We start from the raw sequence: 17,154 nt of genomic DNA, 5'->3' as shown, positions 1-17,154 counted from the left end.
CGGAAACCGTCGCCCGCGGACCGCCTCCCGGCGCCGAAGCGACGGCCACTTGTCGCGTCGCCGCCGACCGCCGACAATGAGCGACGAGGACGCAGACGCCCCGCGGACCGCCGTCGACGACCCCCACGTCGAGGTCGTCCGCGCGGTCGGCCACGAGAACGTCACCGCCGAGCACGCGAGCACGTTCGAACTCACGACCGACGACTGGCTCACCCCCGCCGGCGACTGTATCGTCGGCGTCGAGGCGGACCGGACCCCGCGAGACTTCTCGACCGAGTTCCGCGAGGCGTGTCGGGACGCGGACGCGACGATCGAGGCGACGCTCGTCGTCGAGGCGGGCGACGAGACGTTCGAGGAGACGGTCACCGGCCGCGGCGACCCCGGCCTCGCGCTGCTCGACGACCGCTCGATGGTCGGCCGGACGAGCGGCTACACGGACGACGAGCGCACGATACTCGTCGACGGCGACGGCGCGGCGGCCGACCTCGACCGCGCCCTCGTCGCCGCGCTGGCCGACGGTGCGGACCTCACGCTTCGGTTGGCGGTCGAGCCCGGCGAGTAACGACCGCCCGCCGCCTCGGCCCGCGCCGCGTGCCCCCGTGGCGGTCGCGTCCGCACCGGCCGCCGCGGCGGAACAGCGTCCCACCGGCCGCCACGGCGGAACAGTCGCGACAGACGGCCGCCGTCACGAAACCTGACAACCCTAAATGAGTTCACTGTTGTTCCGCAACCCTTTTGCGGGGGTCGCGGGATGAACAGTGTATGAGCGACGTGAAAGCGGAACTCCGCGAACAGTTCTTAGAGGCGTTCGGCGGCGCAGACTTCCCCGTCGAGAACCAGATGGACCTCGTCCCCGCGCTGCCGGACGGCCCGGCGACGAAGTTCGAGGCCGGCGACGTGAGCTTCACCGCGATGGAGATGGCGGCGAAGCTCGGCAGCGAACAGGAGTTCCCCTACGACACCGCCGAGGAGCTCGTCGACGACATCCTCGACGGGCTCGAAGCGAAGGGAATGATCTGAGCCGGCCGACCGAAACGGAACGTTTCTGCCGACGGTCCCACGCTCCGTGACCCCGTAGCCGACGCGCCGGCGGGAGGTTGATTACCGCGGAGCCGCTACGACGGGTGTGTTCGCCGAGCTCACGACGTTGGTGCCGCGGTGGGTCCTCTGGGGTGTCGGCCTCGGGATCGCCGCCACCGGGGTGGTCGCGCTCGCCTTCTACCTCGGGGACCGGTTCGTGCCGGCTCCGGCCGCGTCGGCCGGCCGCCGCGGCGCCGCCGGCGACGAGCGCCGCCGCCGCGAGATCCGGACGTACCTGACCGGGGCCGACGAGCGGTTCGCAGAAGACCACGCCTTCGACGACGTGTCGGTCCCCTTCTACCTCCCCGAGCGCGGCGTCGCCATCACCTTCGACGCGCACGACTACTTCCGGCTGGAGGGCGAGGGCGTCTACACCGTCCTCTGCGAACACGAGATGCCGGGGCGCGGGCTCGGCCGTCGGCTCCCGTTCGACGTCGACGAGCCCGACTGGGCGACCGCCGAGTCCGGTCCGGACGCCGGCCGCTCCGCCCGTTTCGGCGGCGGTCGCTTTGGAACCGACCGCTCCGCTACCGGCCCCTCACGGCCGGGCGGCCCCGCCGGCCGCGCCGATCCCGTCGGCGACGCCTTCGACGAGCTCGGCCTCGACCGCGACGCCGACCTCGACGCGGTGAAGGGCGCCTACCGCGAGCGCGTCAAGGAGACGCACCCCGATCAGGGCGGCGACGAGGAGTCGTTCCGGCGCGTCCGCGAGGCGTACGCGACCGCCCGCAACCACGTCGACGGCGGTCCGGCCGACCGCGACGCGGACCGCCGCCGCGAGCGCTCGACCGGGTACGGGCGGTGACGGGGCGAGACGCCGAGGCCGGGGCCGGAGTCGGGCCCGAGACCGGAGCCGGAACCCCCTTCTCAGACGTCGCGTTCGCGGAGCGCGCGGTGTACCTCTCGGAGGCCGACGCGCTCGTCGTCGCCGACCTCCACGTCGGCCGCGGCGAGGCCTCCGCGGTCTCGCTTCCGCTCGGCGAGCGCGCGGACCTCGTCGACCGGATCGGCGCGCTGCTCGACCGGTTCGACCCCGCGACGGTCGTCGTCGCCGGCGACGTCGTCCACACCTTTGACCGGGTCAGCGACAGGGCCCGCGAGGCGCTTGACGCGCTCCGCGACGCCTGCGACGCACGCGGCGCCGCCCTCGAACTCGTCGCGGGCAACCACGACGCCGCGCTCGCGGACGCGTGGGACGGCCCGGTCCGCGAGGAGTTGGTTCTCGGTGGCGCCGGGGACCGCGAAGCCGGCGTCAGCGACACGTCCCGAACCGTCGTCTGCCACGGCCACGAGGCGCCGTCTGCGGCGGCGGACCGGTACGTGATCGGCCACGTCCACCCCACGATCGAGATCGAGGGCGACCGCCGTCCCTGCGTCCTCCGCGGCGAGGGGACCTACCGCGGCGCCGACCTCCTCGTGTTGCCCGCGTTCACCCGGCTCGCTCCGGGCGTGGCGGTCAATGACGCCGTGAGCGCCGGCCTCGACTCCCCGCTCGTCGGCGACGCGGCCGCGCTCGCCCCGATCGTGTACGACGCAGATCGCGGGGAGCCGCTCCGGTTCCCGCCGCTGGGCGCGTTCGACCGGCTGCTGTGACGCGCTCCCTCCTCTTCTCTCTCCTCTTCTCTCTCCTCTTCTCTCTCCTCTTCTCTCTCCTCTTCTCCCTCCCCCGAGGACCGACTCGCGGTCCCTCGGGGGCCGCGACCCGACGCCGGAGTCCGCAACGAACGTTTATGTGAATTCCGCGTGAGTTTCTCACGCATGGAAGCCGCGAGACTCCACGAGTACACCGACGACATGAGCGAGGGGCTTACCATCGACGAGGTAGACAGGCCGGCGGCGACGGGGCCGGACGACGTGATCGTCGAGGTCGAGGGGGCGGGGTGGTGCCAGACGGACAACCACATCATCGAGGGGATGTGGGCCGAGTACGTCCCGCAGGAGCTCCCCTTGACCCTGGGCCACGAGAACGCCGGCACCGTCGTCGAGACCGGCGACAACGTGGATCTGGTTTCGCCGGGCGACCCGGTGATCTGTCACCCGGTCCAGACCTGCGGCACGTGTCGCCCCTGTCGGCTCGGCGAGACGATGTACTGCGAGAACGACGCGTTCAACGGGCTCACCACCGACGGCGGCTTCGCCGAGTACCTCCACACCAGCGAGCGCTCGGTTATCCCGCTGCCGTCGGGCGTCGAGCCGATCGACATCGCCCCCCACGCCGACGCCGGCATCACCGCGTACCACGCCGCGAAGAAGGCGGTCGCCGACCTAAACCCCGGCGACCACGCGGTCGTCATCGGCGTCGGCGGGCTCGGCCACATCGGCCTCCAGTGTCTCGACGCGATGAGCGCGGCCCGGGTCACCGCGGTCGACCTGAAGGACTCGGCGCTGAATCTGGCCGACGGCTACGGCGCCGACCACCTGATCAATCCGAGCGAGGACGACGTCGCGGCCGAGATCGAATCGATTACGGACGGCACCGGCGCGGCGCAGGTGCTCGACTTCGTCGGCGAGGACGTGACGACCTCCTACGCCCCCGAGATCACCGCCGCCGGCGGCGACCACCACGTCATCGGCTACGGCGGCCACGTCCACGAGCCGTCGCAGGCGCTGGTGAACGGCGAGTTCTCCTTCGTCGGCAACATCGTCGGCCGGTACGCCGAGCTCCAGGAGCTCGTCGCGCTCGTCGAGCAGGGCGACGTCGACCTCCACACCAGCCGGTACGACCTCGGCGAGATCAACGCGGTCGCCGAGAAGCTCGAACACCGCGAGATCGACGGGCGCGCCGTCATCACGCCCTGAGAAGAGACAAGCCGACGTTTCACCTACGGCAAGAGCTTTCCTCGGCGTGAGTGATGTCGTGGTATGGACAGTTCGACCTCGTCCGCGGCCGGTGCGCGCGCGTCTCGACGCTGGTCGCTCTTCGCCGGCGTCTACGCGTTCGCCTGCGCCGCGCTCACCGCGGCCTCCCTCTCGACCGTGCTCGGCCTCTTCGGCGAGGTGATCGGCCTCCCGACCGCGCTCGTCGTGCCGATCCTCGCGGCCCCGGCGCTGTTCGCCGGCGCTCTCGTCTGGTGGGCGCTCGTCGAGCGCCGCGGGACGGTCACGTACCTCCGGGGGGCCGCGTTCGGACTGCTCACGGCGCTCGTCACGGGGACCCTCTGGACTGCTCGGTTCGTCTCCGTCTGGAGCCCGGAGATGCTCGCGGCCGATCCCGTGCGGCTGCTCGTCGGGTTCGTGTTCGCCGCGGTCTCCGTCGCGGGCGTCGTCGTCGGCCTCCCGATCACCTACGTCCGCCGGCGGAGCCGAGGGGCATCCGACGGCCCCGGGACCGCTAACTCCTTGTGACCGGCGCGCACACGGGACCCCATGGACGAGAACGGCGCCGACGGCGCCGCGGACACCGCCGACACCGCCGGCGGCCCCGCCGACACCGCCGGCGGCCCCGCCGACACCGCCGGCGGCCCCGCCGACCCGCTCGCCGACGCGGACGTCTATCGGGTGCTCGGGCCGGACGGGAGCCCGCTGTCCGACGCGACGGTTCCGGACCTCTCGGACGAGCGGTTCCGCGCGATCTACCGCGACCTGGTGGTCACCCGCCGGTTCGACGAGCGCGCGGTGAGCCTCCAGCGGCAGGGACGGATCGGCACGTACGCCCCCTGCGCGGGCCAGGAGGGGTCGGCGGTCGGCTCGACGCACGCGCTCGCGGACGACGACCTGATAAGCTACCAGTACCGCGAGCACGGGGCGGTCGTCGTCCGCGACCTCCTCGGCGAGTACCTCCCGTACTGGATGGGCCACGAGTCCGGGACCGAGGCGATCGCCGACGGAAACGTCTTCCCGCTGAACATCGGGATCGCGGCACACCTCCCGCACGCGGTCGGCGCCGCGTGGGCGTTCGATTATCAGGAGGAAGACCGCGTCGTCGCCTGCCACTTCGGCGACGGCGCGACCAGCGAGGGCGACTTCCACGAGGCGATGAACTTCGCGGGCGTGTTCGACACGCCGACGCTGTTCTGCTGTCACAACAACGGGTGGGCGATCTCGATCCCGGGAGAGCGACAGACCGCGAGCGACACGTTCGCGCAGAAGGCGACCGCCTACGGGTTCGACGGCGTCCGCGTCGACGGGATGGACCCGCTCGCGAGCTACGCGGTCACGCGGGAGGCGGCCGAGCGCGCTCGCGGCACCGGTGACGACGCGGAGAGCGACGACCCCCGCCCCGTCCTCATCGAGTTCGTCGAGTACCGGTTCGGCGCGCACACGACCGCCGACGACCCGACCGCCTACCGCGACCCCGACGACGTGGACCCGTGGCGCGCGCTCGATCCGCTCGACCGGATGGAGGCGTTCCTCCGCGAGACCGGGCGGATCGACGACGAGGGCGTCGCGGCGATCCGCGACGAGGCCGCCGACGTCGTCGCCGACGCGATCGACTTCGCGGAGTCGATAGAGGCCGACCCGCGCGACATGTTCGACCACGCGTACGCCGAGCTCCCGCCCGAGGTCCGCCGCCAGCGCGACGAACTGCTCGGGGCCGTCGAGGAGCACGGCGAGGACGCGTTCCTGCGGGAGGAGTAGCGTCGACCGCGAGGGGGTGCCGCCCGCGCTCCGAGGACCAGCACGCCTATTGGTCCGCCGGGAGGTGTGCCCGCATGAACGACGCCGCCCTCCGGACCCGCCTCGACGCGATCCTGCTCCTGCTGGCGACGAACGCCCTCCTCCTGTTCGGGGTCGGGTTCCGGTACGCGAGGGAGATCACGGTGGGGGTGGCCGTCCTCGCCGCGCTCGTCGGGTACGGGCTCGTCCGGGGACGGCGGTCCGGCGCGCTGCCGTGAGACGCGCACGGCACGGTGCGGCCGGGGCGGTTACAGGTGCTCCGCCGCCGCCTCGGCCGCCTTCCGGCCGCTCTCCAGCGCGCCCTGGATCGACGACCACTCGGTGTAGTCGCCGGCGAGCGTCACCGGTCCGTCCGGGTCGTCGACGTCCGGAAGGTCGGCGTGGACGCCCGGCGGCTGCGCGAACTGCGCGAACCGGATCCGGTGGACGTCGAGGGTCTCCAGCCCGGAGACGTCGCGCTCGGGGAACCACGCGTCGAGGGCCTCGCGCACGTCGCCGCGGAGGGCCTCCTCGTCGCGCTCCAGCGAGTCCTCGCCGAGGAACGTCGCGGCCAGCAGCGGGCGGTCGTCGGGCGCGTACTCGGGCGCGACCTCCGACATGGGGACCACGGCGTTGGGTGATTCCTCGGCCGCGTTGAGCAGGATGCGCTCGCCGGTCTCGAACGACTCGCCCGCCGGGAGCGCGTACCAGCCGGTGACGTTCGGCACGCCCTCCGTGGGGACCGACTCGACGCCGGTGAGCCGCCGGGCCTCGGGCGGCGAGGTCGCGACGACGACGGCGTCCGTCTCGCGGGTCGAGCCGTCCGCGAGTTCCACGGTGGCGCCGTCGGCGTCGGCCGCGCCGGACCGGAACGGGATCCGGCCCTGCCCCGCGATCCGGACCGCATCCACGTCCTCGCCCGTCTCGATTTCGACGCCCGCCTCGCGGGCGCGGTCGGCGAGCGCGGCGGGGAGCGCGGCCATCCCCTCGGCGGGGACGCCGATCGACCCGCGGCCCATCGCGCGGAACGTGTACTCGAAGACGTGCTTGGAGGTCGAGAGGGTGCGGTCGAGGGTGATCCCGCCGTAGAACGGCTCCACGAAGTTCTCGACGTAGTCGTCGGCGAACCCCCAGTCGCGGAGGTACTCGCGGATCGGCGCGTCCGGCCCGGCGAAGAACTCGTCCTCGTCGCGGTTCGCGAGGTCGTACCGGAGCGCGAGCGTCCGGAGCTTGTCGGAGAAGGAGACCTCGTCGTTCAGGAGGGAGGGAATCGCCGAGAGCGGGTCGCGGAGCGGGTCCCCGAGCGTCGAACGCGAGCCGGGGCGACAGATCGTCGCGCCCGGGGCGAACGTGCGCAAGTCGAGGTCGTCGAGACCTCCGGCGCCGAGTTCGCGTTTGACCGCGGGATAGTTGGAGAAGAGGACTTGGAACCCGCGGTCGAGGGTGAAGCCGTCGACCGTCTCCGTCCGCACGCGCCCGCCGACCTCGGGCCGTCGCTCGTACAGCGTCACGTCCGCGCCCACTTCGGCGAGGTGCGTCGCCGCGACCAGCCCCGCCAGTCCGCCGCCGACGACCGTGGCGTCTCCGTTCATACGTCGAGTATCGGGTCGCGGGTTTATAAGCGGCTGCGGGATCGGCTCGCGGACGTCGCGGTGACCACGCTTTTGTCGGGACCGCGCGAGTTCCACGCGTGGATCGAGTCGAACTCGGCCGGTGGCTGTCCCTCGCTCTCGTCCCGCTCGGTGTCTGGCTGTCCGTCAGCGGTCCGGACGCGAGCGCCGCGCTCGGCGCGCCGGTCGCCCTGTTCGGGCTGGCCGGATTCGGGCTGTCAGACCGGTTGTTCGACCCGGATGCCGCCTCGTCGAGGAGTATCATCGACGCGCGAGCCGCGGACCTCTTCCAGCTCGGCGCGGCGCTGCTCGTCTTCGCGTTTCTCACCGTTGTTTTGGGCGGGTTCGAATCTCCCTCGGCCGTCGTCGCTTCGCTCCGGTCTCCGGGGACGTCCGTCCTCGTCGCCGTCGTCGCCGGGGCGGTTCTCGGCGGCGGGCTGACGGTCCTCACGTTTCGGTGGGATCGGCTTCGAGCCGTGAGCCGGACGGTCTGGTTCCGAGCAATCGGTGGGACCGGCACGTTCGGGACGTACCTCGCGCTCCTCGTCGCGGCGCCCTCGTCTGCGTTCCTGTACGCCGCGGTGTACGCGCTCGGTCGGCTGATCGCGCTCTTCCGACTGCCACCCTCCTCGCAGTGGTGAAATTCCGGAGCCGGTGAGCGGTCCGGATTCAACTGTGTCGCGGTGTCGGACTCAGGCGTTTATAAATCGCGAAGCGACGCGAACGCCCGCAAAGCCCCAGCCGCTCGGCCGTACGTAGTCGCTTATAAACCGACGGCCGACACGAACGCCACCGAAGCCCCAGCCGCGAGGCGGGCGCACGCTCGCTGCGCTCCTCACTCGGTCGCTCACTGCGTTCGCTTCCTCGTTCCGGTGCTTGCGTCGCCTGCGCCCGCCTCGCGGCTGCCCCTTCGAGTCCCGCCCCGCACAGCACCGCGGCCTCACGCCTCCCCAGCCTCGCGGCTCGTTCGGGGCTCCCTGCGGTCGCCCCTCACTCACCGCGTCGCTCGCGCGTGCGACTCGCGCCCTGTCGGGCGCTCGTCGGCACGCGCCACCGCATGTTCGGGGTGTCAGTCAACGGAGATCCGTCTCCGAGTGCGAAGCGATTAGTCGCCGCCGCCGCAACGTTCGGTATGGCTGATTTCGAGACCACGCCGGCGTTTCGCGGTTTAAAAAGTCGGGCGTCGGGGCGCGTCCACGAGACCGCCGACGCGGCGTCGATCGACGACGAAGAGCGGGCGCGCGGCCTCGACCCGGTCTACGACTACGACGCGGTCGATCCGGACGACCTGTTCGACCCCGCGGCCCGCGGGGGGAGCGGCGACGCCCGGACCGCGCCCGCGACCGCGAGGGGGCACTGGCGGTTCGACGCGCTGCTCCCCTTCGCGGCCGATGACGCGCTCACCGCGGGCGAGGGCGCCACGCCGCTCGTGGCCACCGAGCGGCTCGCCGACGAGCTGGACGTGGAATCGGTGTACGTCAAAGACGAGGGGCGGAACCCCACGGGGACCGTCCTCGACCGCGGCCTGTCGCTCGCCGTGACCGCAGTTTCGAAGCGCGCGGCCGACGGCGCGGACGTCGAGCCGCTCGTCTGCGCGAGCCCGGGCAACGCCGGGCAGTCGATGGCGGCGTACGCGGGCCGCGCGGACCTGCGATCGTACTCCTTCGTTCCCTCGCGCTGCGCGTTCTCGAACAAGTCGATGACGAACGTCCACGGCGGCGAGATGCGCGTGGTCGGCGGGCGCTTCCCGGACGCGGCCGAGGCGGTCGACGAGCAGCTGGAGACCGACTACTCCGACCTCGGCGAGTTCGCGACGCCGTACCGCCACGAAGGGGCGAAGACCGTCGCGTTCGAGCTCGTCGCCGACCTCGGCGACGCCCCGGACGTCGTCGTCGTCCCGACCGGCTCCGGCGAGGTCGTCGCCGGCGTTTATAAGGGATTCTCGGAGCTGGAGCGGGTCGGCGCGATCGACGGGGCGCCGAAGGTCGTCGCCGCGCAGGCGTCGGGCTGCGCGCCCATCGCGGCCGCGGTCGAGCGCGGCCTCGACGAGCCGGAGCCGTGGGGGACGCCCGACACCATCTGCGGCGAGCTGGAGATCCCGGACCCCGCGGGCGGCGCGGCGGCCGTCGAGGCGGTCACCGAGAGCGGCGGGACCGCGGTCGGCGTCGACGACGACGACATCCTCGCGAGCGCGGTCGCCGTGGCGCAGAACGAGGTCGTCGAGATGGGCGCGGCGGGTGGGGCGGCCCCCGCCGGCGCGTGGGCGCTCGCTGAGGACGACTTCTTCGACGGCGACGAGACCGTCGTGCTGCTCAACAGCGACGCCGGGCTGAAGACCCCGGACATCCTGCGCAGCCACCTGATGGGCCAGGGTATTTAAAAAGAAAACCGCCGATCCGGCCGGGGTCGAATCCGATGCGGGTTCGACTCAGTCGCGCCGTGCGAGCAGCCCGGTCGCGAGCAGCGCGAGTGCGGCCGCGACGACGCCGAATCCGGGCGCCGAATCGCCCGTGTTCTCGTCGCTTCCGTCACCTTCGCTCGCGTTCCCGTCCGCGTCGTCAGTCGACGAGCCGTCGTCGGAACCGTCAGACGTGTCGTCCGCCGACGACTCTCCATCCTCCGAGGAGTCGCCGTCCGACGAACCGTCGTCGGCGCCGTCGGTCGACTCGCTGCCCTCGCCCTGGAGTTCGACCACCGCGTTCGAGAGCGTCGTCGTGGACTCGATCACGCTGCGCGGCGCCGGCTGGTTGAGGTAGTTCACGTTCATCACCACGTAGCTGTCCTCGGCGCCCGCGGTCGTGCTGGCGTACGGCTCCTGCTCGAGGATGGAGGCCTCGGAGTCGGTGACTAAGAGTAGCTCGGGGTTCGATTCGAGGATGACTTCGTCGGAGAGCTGCGGGTACCCCTCGTAGTCGGCCGCGACGTTGTCGGCCCCGCCGATGTTCATGATCGCGTCGATGAAGGTGTTGTTCGCCGCGACGTAGCCGCCGCCGAGCGGGTACAGCGCGGCGGGGCGGTCGACGTCGGCCGTCCGCTCCTCGGCGGCGTCGACGGCGTCGTACATCTCCTCGTTGGTCTCCGCGGCGGCGTCGCACGCGCCGACGAGCCGACCGATCGTCTCCGTCTTCTCGGCGATGTCCTCGACGTCCGTCGCCGCCGGGAAGTGGTAGACGGTCAGCCCCTGCTCGCGGAGCGGCTCGACGTCGGCCGCCGAAGAGTTCGGCGCCAGCACGAGGTCGGGCTCGGTGTCGACGACGCGCTCGACGCTCGCGCCGAACTCGGCGGAGACGTTCGCGCGCTCCTCGGCGCCGTCGAGGTAGAAGGCGAACTGGCTCACGCCGACGACGCGGTCCTGCTCGCCGAGCTCCCACAGCGTCTGCGCGGCCGACGGGTTGATCGTCGTGATCCGCTCGGGCCGCTCCTCCAGCGTCACCGTCTCGCCGGTGGCGTCGGTCGCGTTGAACGGGAACCCGCAGGCGCCGTCCGTCTGTGCGGGGCCGGTCCCCGTCGCGCCCGCGGCGCCGACCGCCGGCTGCGCGCCCGCCGTCGGTCCGTCGGTCGATATCGTCGGCTGTGCGCCCGCGACCGTCCCGGCGACGCCCCCGATCAGGGCGGTCGTCACCAGCACGGCCATCGCGATCGCGAAGCTGTTTCGCATCGGATCGAGGGGCGGGCTCGTCCAATAAGTATTTACCTACTACAAGTTGTGTTGGAGTACGTATGCGACCCTGGGTGCGATCGGCGGCGTGGTCGGCGGCGGGAGCCGCGCTGCTCGCGGTCGTCGTCGTCGGCAGCGCCGCGATCGGACCGGTTCGAATCCCGCCGGAGACCGTGATGAAGTCTGTGCTGAACGCGGTCGCGGTGCCGGCGGGGATCGAGACGAGCGCGGGCGGCGTCGGCCCGCTGCCGATACCCGGCGTGGGTCCCCTCACGATCCCGAGCGTCGACCTCGCGTTCGCGTCGCCGTTCGCGTTCCCCGTCGACTCCGTCCACCAGCAGATCGTCGTGGGCGTGCGGCTCCCGCGGATCCTGCTCGCCGCGCTCGTCGGCTTCGCGCTCGCGTCTGCCGGCACGGTAATGCAGGGGTTCTTCCGCAACCCGATGGCGGACCCGTCGATCATCGGCGTCTCCTCGGGCGCGGCGGTCGGCGCGGTCGCGTTCATCGTCTTCCCCGCCGCGCTCTCGACGACGATCGCCCTCCCGCTCCTCGGTCCCGTCGAGGTCGCGCTCTCGCGCGGCGCGGGGACGAGCCTCTTCGCGTTCGTCGGCGCGCTCGTCGCCGCCTTCGGCGTGTACGCGATCGCGACGCGGAACGGCCGGACCCCGGTCGCCACCCTCCTCCTGGCGGGCGTCGCCGTCCAGACGTTCCTCGGCGCGGTCGTCTCCTACCTCCAGCTTCAGGCCGGCGAGTCGCTCCGGCAGATCGTCGCGTGGCTGATGGGCCACCTCTCGGGCGCCGCGTGGAGCGAGGTCGCCGTCACCGCGGCCGTCGTGCCGCCGCTTTTCGCCGTGCTGCTCGCGTACGCCCGCGACCTCAACGTCCTCCTGCTCGGCGAGGAGGAGGCGCGCGGGCTGGGCATCGCGGTGGAGCGCACCAAGCGCGTGCTGCTCGCGGCGTCGGCGCTCGTCACGGCCGCCGGCGTCGCGTTCGCCGGCGTGATCGGGTTCGTCGGCCTCATCGTCCCGCACATGCTCCGGCTCGTCGTCGGGCCGGACCACCGGGTGCTGCTCCCGTCCGCGGCGCTCGCCGGCGGCACCTTCCTCGTCGCGGCCGACACCGTCGCGCGCTCGGCGGCCGCGGAGTACCCGGTCGGCATCATCACCGCCGCGGTCGGCGCGCCCTTCTTCGTCTACCTGCTCGTGACCCGGGAGGTGACGGAGCTGTGAGCGCCGACCGCTCTCCCCCCTCGTCGCTGCCCGACACGGCGCTCTCGTTCGGCGACGCGCCGCTGCTGTCGGCCTCGGACGTGGCCGTCTCCTTCGGCGACCTCGACGTCATCTCCGGCGTCGACCTCCGGGTCGAGCCCGGCTCGCTGGTCGGCCTCGTCGGGCCCAACGGCGCCGGGAAGACCACCGTGTTGCGCGCGGTGACCGGCGCCGTCGAACCGGACGCGGGGACCGTCGAGATCGGCGGCGACCCGGCCGCGTCGCTGTCGGCCAAGCAGGTGGGGCGGCGCGTCGCGAGCGTGCCGCAGGCGACGAACCTCGCGTTCGACTTCCGCGTGCGCCACGTCGTCGAGATGGGGCGGACGCCGCACCTCGGCCGCTTCGACGCCCACGGCGTCGAGGACGACGCCGCGGTCGACGCCGCGATGGCCGCGGCCGACGTCGCGCGCTTCGACGACCGGTCGATCACCGAGGTCTCGGGCGGCGAGCGCCAGCGCGTGCTGCTCGCGCGGGCCTTGGCGCAGGCGGCCCCGCTCCTCCTCCTCGACGAGCCGACCGCGAGCCTCGACGTGAACCACGCGGTCGAGACGCTCGAGCTGGTCCGCGCGTTCGTCGACGACGGCGACCGGGGCGCGATCGCCGCGATCCACGACCTGGACGCCGCGGCGCGGTACTGCGACGAGGTCGTCGTCCTCGCGAACGGCGGGGTCCGGGCCGCCGGCCCGCCGGAGTCGGTGCTGTCCGCGTCGACCGTCGGCGCCGCCTTCGACGCGGAGGCGTTCGTCGGCCGCGACCCGGCGACCGGAGCGCCCGCGGTGACCGCCTTCCCGCACAGCGACGTCGAGAGTCGGCGCGTCCACGTGATCGGTAGGGGGCGGCCGACCGCGCGCGTCGTCGCCCGACTGGCCGCCGCGGGCCACGAGCCCTCGGTCGGCGTGGTCCCGCCGGGCGACGCGGCCGCCGGCGCCGCCGCTGACGCGGGCGCGACCGCCGTGACGGCGCCGCCGTTCGAGGCCCCCTCCGAGGCGACGCTCGCGGCGGCCCGCGAGCTCGCGGCCGACGCGGACGCGACGCTCGCGGTCGGAACCGCCGAGGGCCGGCCCACGACCGCGGACGGCCCGGCGGAGGTGGTCGGGGTCGCGGACGGCCCGAACGCCGAGGTGGCCGCGGCCGCGGACCGAGTCGTCCCGGTCTCGCCGGACGCGAGCGGCGCGGAGCTGCTCGACGCGGTCGCGGCCACGACCGCGGACGGTGAGTGAGTTCTCGCGCTCACGCCGCCCGCGAAGCGTCACCGTTTATTCGCTCGCCCGCGTCCCTCCGACGATGAGCGTCCCCTGCGTCGCCGTCGACCGCGAGCGCGGCGAAAGCGTCCGGAGCCGGCTCGCCGGCGCCGACGCCCTCGACGGCGACCATCAGATCGCGGTCGAAGACGACACGATCTACATCCCCGTCTCCGGGCGCGACCGAGTGCCCGCCGACCTCGCGGACCGGGTCGTCGAGCGCGACGCGGCGGCCCGTGACCGACCCACGACGCCCGCGGAGATCCTCGGCTACGAGCCTTCCCTGGAGCGGCTCGGCGACATCGTCATCGTCGACGAGGACGACGACGAGCGCGCTCGCGACATCGCCGACGCCGTGATGGCCGCCGACCTCCCCTGCGACACCGTCCTCAACCGCGCGTCGCCGATCGAGGGCGAGCTCCGGGTCCGCCGGTGGGACGTGTTGGCCGGGAACGGCACCGAGACGGTTCACCGCGAGTACGGCCACGAGTTCGCGCTCGACGTCGCCGAGGTGTACTTCTCCCCGCGGCTCGCGACCGAGCGCAACCGGGTGGTCGAACAGGTCGGAGCCGGGGAGTCGGCGGTCGACATGTTCGCCGGCGTGGGGCCGTACGCGGTGCCCATGGCCTCCCGAGGCGCCGATGTGGTCGCGTGCGACCTCAACGAGCGCGCGGTCGAGTACCTCCGCGAGAACGCCGAGCGCAACGGCGTCGCGGATAGGGTGACTGCGATCGCTGGCGACGTGCGCGAGATCGCCGACGAGTACGCCGACACGGCCGACCGCCTCGTGATGAACCTCCCGCACTCCGCCGAGGAGTTCCTGGAGACCGCGGTCACGCTCGCGGGCGACGACTGCGTGGTTCACTACTACGACATCCAACACGAGGACGACCCGTTCGGCCCGGGCCGCCGGGCGGTCGAGGCCGCCGCGGGCGACGACTACGCGGTCGAGGTCGAGGCCGAGCGCGTCGTCCGGTCGTACGCCCCCCACGAGTACAACGTCTGTCTCGACGTGCGCCTGACGCGCGCCGAGGGCTGACCCGGTCGCGACGCGCCGCCTCGGAACACTGGCACGACACGTCAGGGCGTCCGTTTATGAGTGTTACTCTCTAACATGTGTTCGTATGAGCGACGCCGCAGACCCAGAGGAGCGCATCGACGAGACGACCACCTGGCCGGACTTAGCGATCGGACTGTACGACCGACTGACCGGCCGAAACGCGGAGATTCACTACCAGTTCGACGACCTGACCGTCGAGGTGCCGAGCGGGACGGGGGACGACGTCGAGCACGCCGAGTGGCGCGTCGACGGCGGAGTTCGGGTCACGACGAGTGAGTCTGAGTGAGTCGGGCCCGCGGCTCTCGGTCGAGACCGACGACCTGACGCTCTCGGTGGACGGCGTCGACGCGGCGGTCCACGCGACCGACCGCCGGCTGTTCGTCGAGGTCGAGAGCCTCCGCGACGCCCTCCGTATCGCCCGGCGGCTGCCGGACGAGTCCGTCTCGAACCGCGCCCTCGCCGAGCTGATGCGCGCGGGCCTCACCGCCGAGGTCAGGGTCCGCGGCCGAACGGTCGCGGTCGCGGGGGCCGACGCGCGACCGGGACCGCTCTCGCACCGGCTCGGCCTCGCGCCCGCGGAGCTGCGGCTCGCCGGAGTCGTCGGCGCAGGGTACGGCGACCTCTCCGCCGCGATCCGCCGGGCGCGGCGGCTGTTCTCGTAGCGCGGGTCGTCCGACGCCGACCGAGCGCGCCGACCGGTCCGGTCGCTCGCGGGGAGCGGTCGAAACTGCGAGAACGCCGCGCCGCCCCGAGGGGGGTCGGGGGCGGGCGGCCGGGGCCCGTCACATGACAAGCGGTCGCGGCGGCAGTCTCGGACCAGAGGCGATTCTGCGCTTGGCGCGTCGGAGACGCGGTTCACACGGTAGCCGCGACGGGACGCTGCTGGGGATGACGGCCGCGCCGAGTCGCCGTGAGGGCGACGACCGGCGAGGCTATCGCCGCCCGGTACGGGCTTCGACCGGGCACGCACCGCCGGGGGATTCGATCCCCGCCGTCTCGGCGCGCGGGCGGTGTCAGCACACTCGGATTGAAGTCCGAACACGTATTTAGTCTTTTTCCTTATACACTTGTATTGTGTTCCGATTTCTTGCTCGTCTCGAAACAGAAAATGAGCATATTCGAGACGTCCGTCCGGTTATTGTCGGAACAATTCGCCGATTTCACCGCGCGGCTCGGCGCGGCGGATCGCCGCCCCGTCCCCGTTTCGGAACCCTTATTTTTCCGTCCGGGAATTGAAGCATGCGTGCCGGAGTAGCTCAGCTGGCAGAGCGATTCCTTCGTAAGGAATAGGTCGGGGGTTCAAATCCCCCCTCCGGCTTCCTGCTGTGGACAACGTGAGCAGCGGAAGCCAAAGCGGGATTTGAACGAGGCCGGACGAGCGCGAGCGAGTCCGGCCGTTGTTCACAATCCCCCTCCGGCTCTTCTGACGGACCAACGCGGAGTCGAAGGGTCGCAGCCATGCGCTGCCGGGTCCGTTTTCGATCGCTCAGTGAACCCCCTGATAAGCGGCATACGATCACTTGCTGTGGCTCGTAGGGTGAATTTCCGACAGCAGCGTTATTCAGCGGGAAACTGTACGTGGTGTATGCCGAGCGCACAGGAGAGCGAGTTTCTGACCGAGGCCAACGAGCGGATCGCGCGCCTCCCGGAGTCAGTCGACCGAGCGGCGGTCAAGCGCGTCCTAATCCTCGCGTACGTCCTCGACGAGGGCGTCCGCGTTCCGGTCGTCGGGTATCGTATCGGAATCGATCCGCTGTTCGGCATCCTCCCGGGTGCGGGAGACGTACTCAGCGGCGGCGTCTCGCTGTATATCGTGGTCGAGGCGGCCCGTCTCGGCGTCTCCGACACGACACAGCTCAGAATGATCGCGAACATCTCTTTGGACGTGCTCGTGGGGGCGGTCCCGGTCGTCGGCGACCTCTTCGACGTCGTCTGGAAGGCCAACACGCGCAACTTCGAGCTGGTGATCGAAGAGCTCGCCGCAGAGGCGTAGGAGTTCACCGGAACTCGCTCGGTTCGAGGCCCGCCGATGTCGGGATTCCGATCGTTCGGTCACCGGCTCGTGCAAACTGGTTTATATTATCCAAACAATATTAGGCGTGTGATTATCTATCACGGGAGCGTATCGGTTGATATGCGACCAAAATACGAGTGCGACAGCGAAGAAGTGTACGAGTGTTTCGAATGCGGTCGACGGACGGACTCGCCCGGCGAGTGCGAGTGCGGGGGTGAGCTGCTACACATCGGCCGCTCGCGGGACCTGTGACCCCGGTCGGGCGGAACGCTGTGCGGACCGCCGTCGGTCCGGTCAGGAGCCGTCGGTAGCGTCGCGCTCGTCGCTCCCGTTCCTGCCGCCGCTCTCCTCGTCGACGTCGCTCCCGTCGCCGTCGTCGCTCTCGTCCTCGTCGTCTCCACCCGAATCTGCCTCGGGGTCGTAGTCGGGGAGCGAGAGGACGTTCTCGCGGCCCAGTCGGAAGCCGTCGAGGTCGCCCTCGTCGCGCAGTCCAGTCACCACCTGGCTCGTCTTCGCGGCGGTCCAGTCCAGCTCCTCGGCCACCTGCTTCTGTTTCATCCGCCCGCCCTGCGCCTCGATCAGCCGGAGCACCTGCTCTTCGTTGCTCAACAGCTGTCTCTTATACAC

General features: G+C 71.7%; 20 protein-coding genes and 1 tRNA gene. 18 read left to right on the top strand and 3 right to left on the bottom strand.

The genetic code is table 11. The features are described from left to right. The first annotated feature begins 76 nt into the window (after nt 1-76). The 8 genes from C466_RS08985 (at nt 77) to C466_RS08950 (ending at nt 5,915) form a co-directional block, all read left to right on the top strand. Nucleotides 77-562: a DUF371 domain-containing protein gene (locus tag C466_RS08985; protein WP_004598291.1), complete on the top strand. Its 486-nt coding sequence runs from the start codon at nt 77-79 to the stop codon at nt 560-562. 200 nt (nt 563-762) lie between these two features. Then, the gene (locus C466_RS08980) at nt 763-1,020 is read left to right on the top strand and encodes an MTH865 family protein (RefSeq protein ID WP_004598292.1); all 258 of its coding nucleotides are present in this window, start codon (nt 763-765) and stop codon (nt 1,018-1,020) included. A gap of 106 nt (nt 1,021-1,126) precedes the next feature. Further along, nucleotides 1,127-1,885: a J domain-containing protein gene (locus C466_RS08975; RefSeq protein WP_004598293.1), complete on the top strand. Its 759-nt coding sequence runs from the start codon at nt 1,127-1,129 to the stop codon at nt 1,883-1,885. Then, nucleotides 1,882-2,673 carry a metallophosphoesterase gene (locus C466_RS08970; protein ID WP_004598294.1) on the top strand — a complete coding sequence of 264 codons (792 nt, stop codon included), beginning with the start codon at nt 1,882-1,884 and terminating at the stop codon, nt 2,671-2,673. The genes C466_RS08975 and C466_RS08970 overlap by 4 nt, the downstream gene beginning before the upstream one ends. A 165-nt stretch (nt 2,674-2,838) precedes the next feature. Further along, nucleotides 2,839-3,879, top strand: a complete 1,041-nt coding sequence (locus C466_RS08965; RefSeq protein WP_004598295.1) for an NAD(P)-dependent alcohol dehydrogenase — start codon at nt 2,839-2,841, stop codon at nt 3,877-3,879. Between the two features lie 63 nt (nt 3,880-3,942). Further along, the gene (locus C466_RS08960) at nt 3,943-4,425 is read left to right on the top strand and encodes a hypothetical protein (protein ID WP_004598296.1); all 483 of its coding nucleotides are present in this window, start codon (nt 3,943-3,945) and stop codon (nt 4,423-4,425) included. A 21-nt stretch (nt 4,426-4,446) separates the two neighbouring features. Continuing rightward, the gene (locus C466_RS08955) at nt 4,447-5,658 is read left to right on the top strand and encodes a thiamine pyrophosphate-dependent dehydrogenase E1 component subunit alpha (protein ID WP_004598297.1); all 1,212 of its coding nucleotides are present in this window, start codon (nt 4,447-4,449) and stop codon (nt 5,656-5,658) included. A 74-nt stretch (nt 5,659-5,732) separates the two neighbouring features. Further along, on the top strand, nt 5,733-5,915 hold the full coding sequence (locus tag C466_RS08950) for a hypothetical protein (protein ID WP_004598298.1): 183 nt from the start codon (nt 5,733-5,735) through the stop codon (nt 5,913-5,915). Between the two features lie 30 nt (nt 5,916-5,945). Here the strand turns inward: C466_RS08950 and C466_RS08945 are convergent, their stop codons facing one another. Continuing rightward, entirely contained in the window at nt 5,946-7,268 is a 1,323-nt protein-coding gene (locus tag C466_RS08945) for an NAD(P)/FAD-dependent oxidoreductase (protein WP_004598299.1), read from the bottom strand. A gap of 98 nt (nt 7,269-7,366) precedes the next feature. On the opposite strand from C466_RS08945, the gene C466_RS08940 reads away from it, so the two are divergent. Together C466_RS08940 and C466_RS08935 are read left to right on the top strand one after the other, a co-directional pair. Continuing rightward, entirely contained in the window at nt 7,367-7,927 is a 561-nt protein-coding gene (locus C466_RS08940; RefSeq protein WP_004598300.1) for a hypothetical protein, read from the top strand. A 491-nt stretch (nt 7,928-8,418) separates the two neighbouring features. Next, the gene (locus C466_RS08935) at nt 8,419-9,666 is read left to right on the top strand and encodes a pyridoxal-phosphate dependent enzyme (protein WP_004598301.1); all 1,248 of its coding nucleotides are present in this window, start codon (nt 8,419-8,421) and stop codon (nt 9,664-9,666) included. Nucleotides 9,667-9,714: 48 nt separating this feature from the next. Here C466_RS08935 and C466_RS08930 read toward each other — a convergent pair whose 3' ends face one another. Then, nucleotides 9,715-10,944, bottom strand: a complete 1,230-nt coding sequence (locus C466_RS08930; RefSeq protein ID WP_004598302.1) for a PGF-CTERM-anchored ABC transporter substrate-binding protein — start codon at nt 10,942-10,944, stop codon at nt 9,715-9,717. A 62-nt stretch (nt 10,945-11,006) separates the two neighbouring features. On the opposite strand from C466_RS08930, the gene btuC reads away from it, so the two are divergent. The 8 genes from btuC to C466_RS17515 all read left to right on the top strand — a co-directional run bounded on the left by btuC (nt 11,007) and on the right by C466_RS17515 (nt 16,779). Continuing rightward, a complete protein-coding gene (gene btuC / locus C466_RS08925; RefSeq protein WP_049897581.1) occupies nt 11,007-12,173 on the top strand; it encodes a vitamin B12 ABC transporter permease BtuC in 1,167 nt (388 codons plus the stop codon). Continuing rightward, on the top strand, nt 12,170-13,432 hold the full coding sequence (locus C466_RS08920; RefSeq protein WP_004598304.1) for an ATP-binding cassette domain-containing protein: 1,263 nt from the start codon (nt 12,170-12,172) through the stop codon (nt 13,430-13,432). Before btuC ends, C466_RS08920 begins: the two co-directional genes overlap by 4 nt. 64 nt (nt 13,433-13,496) lie before the next feature. Continuing rightward, nucleotides 13,497-14,492: a class I SAM-dependent methyltransferase gene (locus C466_RS08915; protein WP_004598305.1), complete on the top strand. Its 996-nt coding sequence runs from the start codon at nt 13,497-13,499 to the stop codon at nt 14,490-14,492. An 85-nt stretch (nt 14,493-14,577) separates the two neighbouring features. Beyond that, nucleotides 14,578-14,799 (top strand): hypothetical protein, encoded by a 222-nt coding sequence (locus C466_RS08910; protein WP_004598306.1) that lies wholly within the window; start codon nt 14,578-14,580, stop codon nt 14,797-14,799. Then, entirely contained in the window at nt 14,786-15,175 is a 390-nt protein-coding gene (locus C466_RS08905; protein ID WP_004598307.1) for a hypothetical protein, read from the top strand. The genes C466_RS08910 and C466_RS08905 overlap by 14 nt, the downstream gene beginning before the upstream one ends. 583 nt (nt 15,176-15,758) lie before the next feature. Then, nucleotides 15,759-15,831, top strand: a tRNA-Thr gene (locus tag C466_RS08900). 267 nt (nt 15,832-16,098) lie between these two features. Then, complete coding sequence (locus C466_RS08895; protein WP_004598308.1) at nt 16,099-16,506, top strand: DUF4112 domain-containing protein; 408 nt, start codon at nt 16,099-16,101, stop codon at nt 16,504-16,506. 36 nt (nt 16,507-16,542) lie between these two features. Next, the gene (locus C466_RS17515) at nt 16,543-16,779 is read left to right on the top strand and encodes a rubrerythrin-like domain-containing protein (protein WP_321163794.1); all 237 of its coding nucleotides are present in this window, start codon (nt 16,543-16,545) and stop codon (nt 16,777-16,779) included. Between the two features lie 42 nt (nt 16,780-16,821). Here the strand turns inward: C466_RS17515 and C466_RS08890 are convergent. Further along, on the bottom strand, nt 16,822-17,154 hold a 333-nt coding region (locus tag C466_RS08890; protein WP_394295022.1), incomplete at its 5' end, for a helix-turn-helix transcriptional regulator.

It is taken from the genome of Halorubrum distributum JCM 10118 (assembly GCF_000337335.1).
GTDB lineage: Archaea > Halobacteriota > Halobacteria > Halobacteriales > Haloferacaceae > Halorubrum > Halorubrum distributum.
Note: the sequence above shows the minus strand (reverse complement) of the source record. Positions and strands in the feature narration are given on the sequence as shown.

What these genes read in the sequence shown, in the direction of transcription:
- C466_RS08945 (WP_004598299.1), bottom strand. Translation starts at nt 7,268, where the DNA reads ATGAACGGAGACGCCACGGTCGTCGGCGGCGGACTGGCGGGGCTGGTC.
- C466_RS08965 (WP_004598295.1), top strand. Translation starts at nt 2,839, where the DNA reads ATGGAAGCCGCGAGACTCCACGAGTACACCGACGACATGAGCGAGGGG.
- C466_RS08910 (WP_004598306.1), top strand. Translation starts at nt 14,578, where the DNA reads ATGAGCGACGCCGCAGACCCAGAGGAGCGCATCGACGAGACGACCACC.
- C466_RS08930 (WP_004598302.1), bottom strand. Translation starts at nt 10,944, where the DNA reads ATGCGAAACAGCTTCGCGATCGCGATGGCCGTGCTGGTGACGACCGCC.
- C466_RS08950 (WP_004598298.1), top strand. Translation starts at nt 5,733, where the DNA reads ATGAACGACGCCGCCCTCCGGACCCGCCTCGACGCGATCCTGCTCCTG.
- btuC (WP_049897581.1), top strand. Translation starts at nt 11,007, where the DNA reads ATGCGACCCTGGGTGCGATCGGCGGCGTGGTCGGCGGCGGGAGCCGCG.
- C466_RS08960 (WP_004598296.1), top strand. Translation starts at nt 3,943, where the DNA reads ATGGACAGTTCGACCTCGTCCGCGGCCGGTGCGCGCGCGTCTCGACGC.
- C466_RS08955 (WP_004598297.1), top strand. Translation starts at nt 4,447, where the DNA reads ATGGACGAGAACGGCGCCGACGGCGCCGCGGACACCGCCGACACCGCC.
- C466_RS08895 (WP_004598308.1), top strand. Translation starts at nt 16,099, where the DNA reads ATGCCGAGCGCACAGGAGAGCGAGTTTCTGACCGAGGCCAACGAGCGG.
- C466_RS08985 (WP_004598291.1), top strand. Translation starts at nt 77, where the DNA reads ATGAGCGACGAGGACGCAGACGCCCCGCGGACCGCCGTCGACGACCCC.
- C466_RS08935 (WP_004598301.1), top strand. Translation starts at nt 8,419, where the DNA reads ATGGCTGATTTCGAGACCACGCCGGCGTTTCGCGGTTTAAAAAGTCGG.
- C466_RS17515 (WP_321163794.1), top strand. Translation starts at nt 16,543, where the DNA reads ATGTCGGGATTCCGATCGTTCGGTCACCGGCTCGTGCAAACTGGTTTA.
- C466_RS08915 (WP_004598305.1), top strand. Translation starts at nt 13,497, where the DNA reads ATGAGCGTCCCCTGCGTCGCCGTCGACCGCGAGCGCGGCGAAAGCGTC.
- C466_RS08980 (WP_004598292.1), top strand. Translation starts at nt 763, where the DNA reads ATGAGCGACGTGAAAGCGGAACTCCGCGAACAGTTCTTAGAGGCGTTC.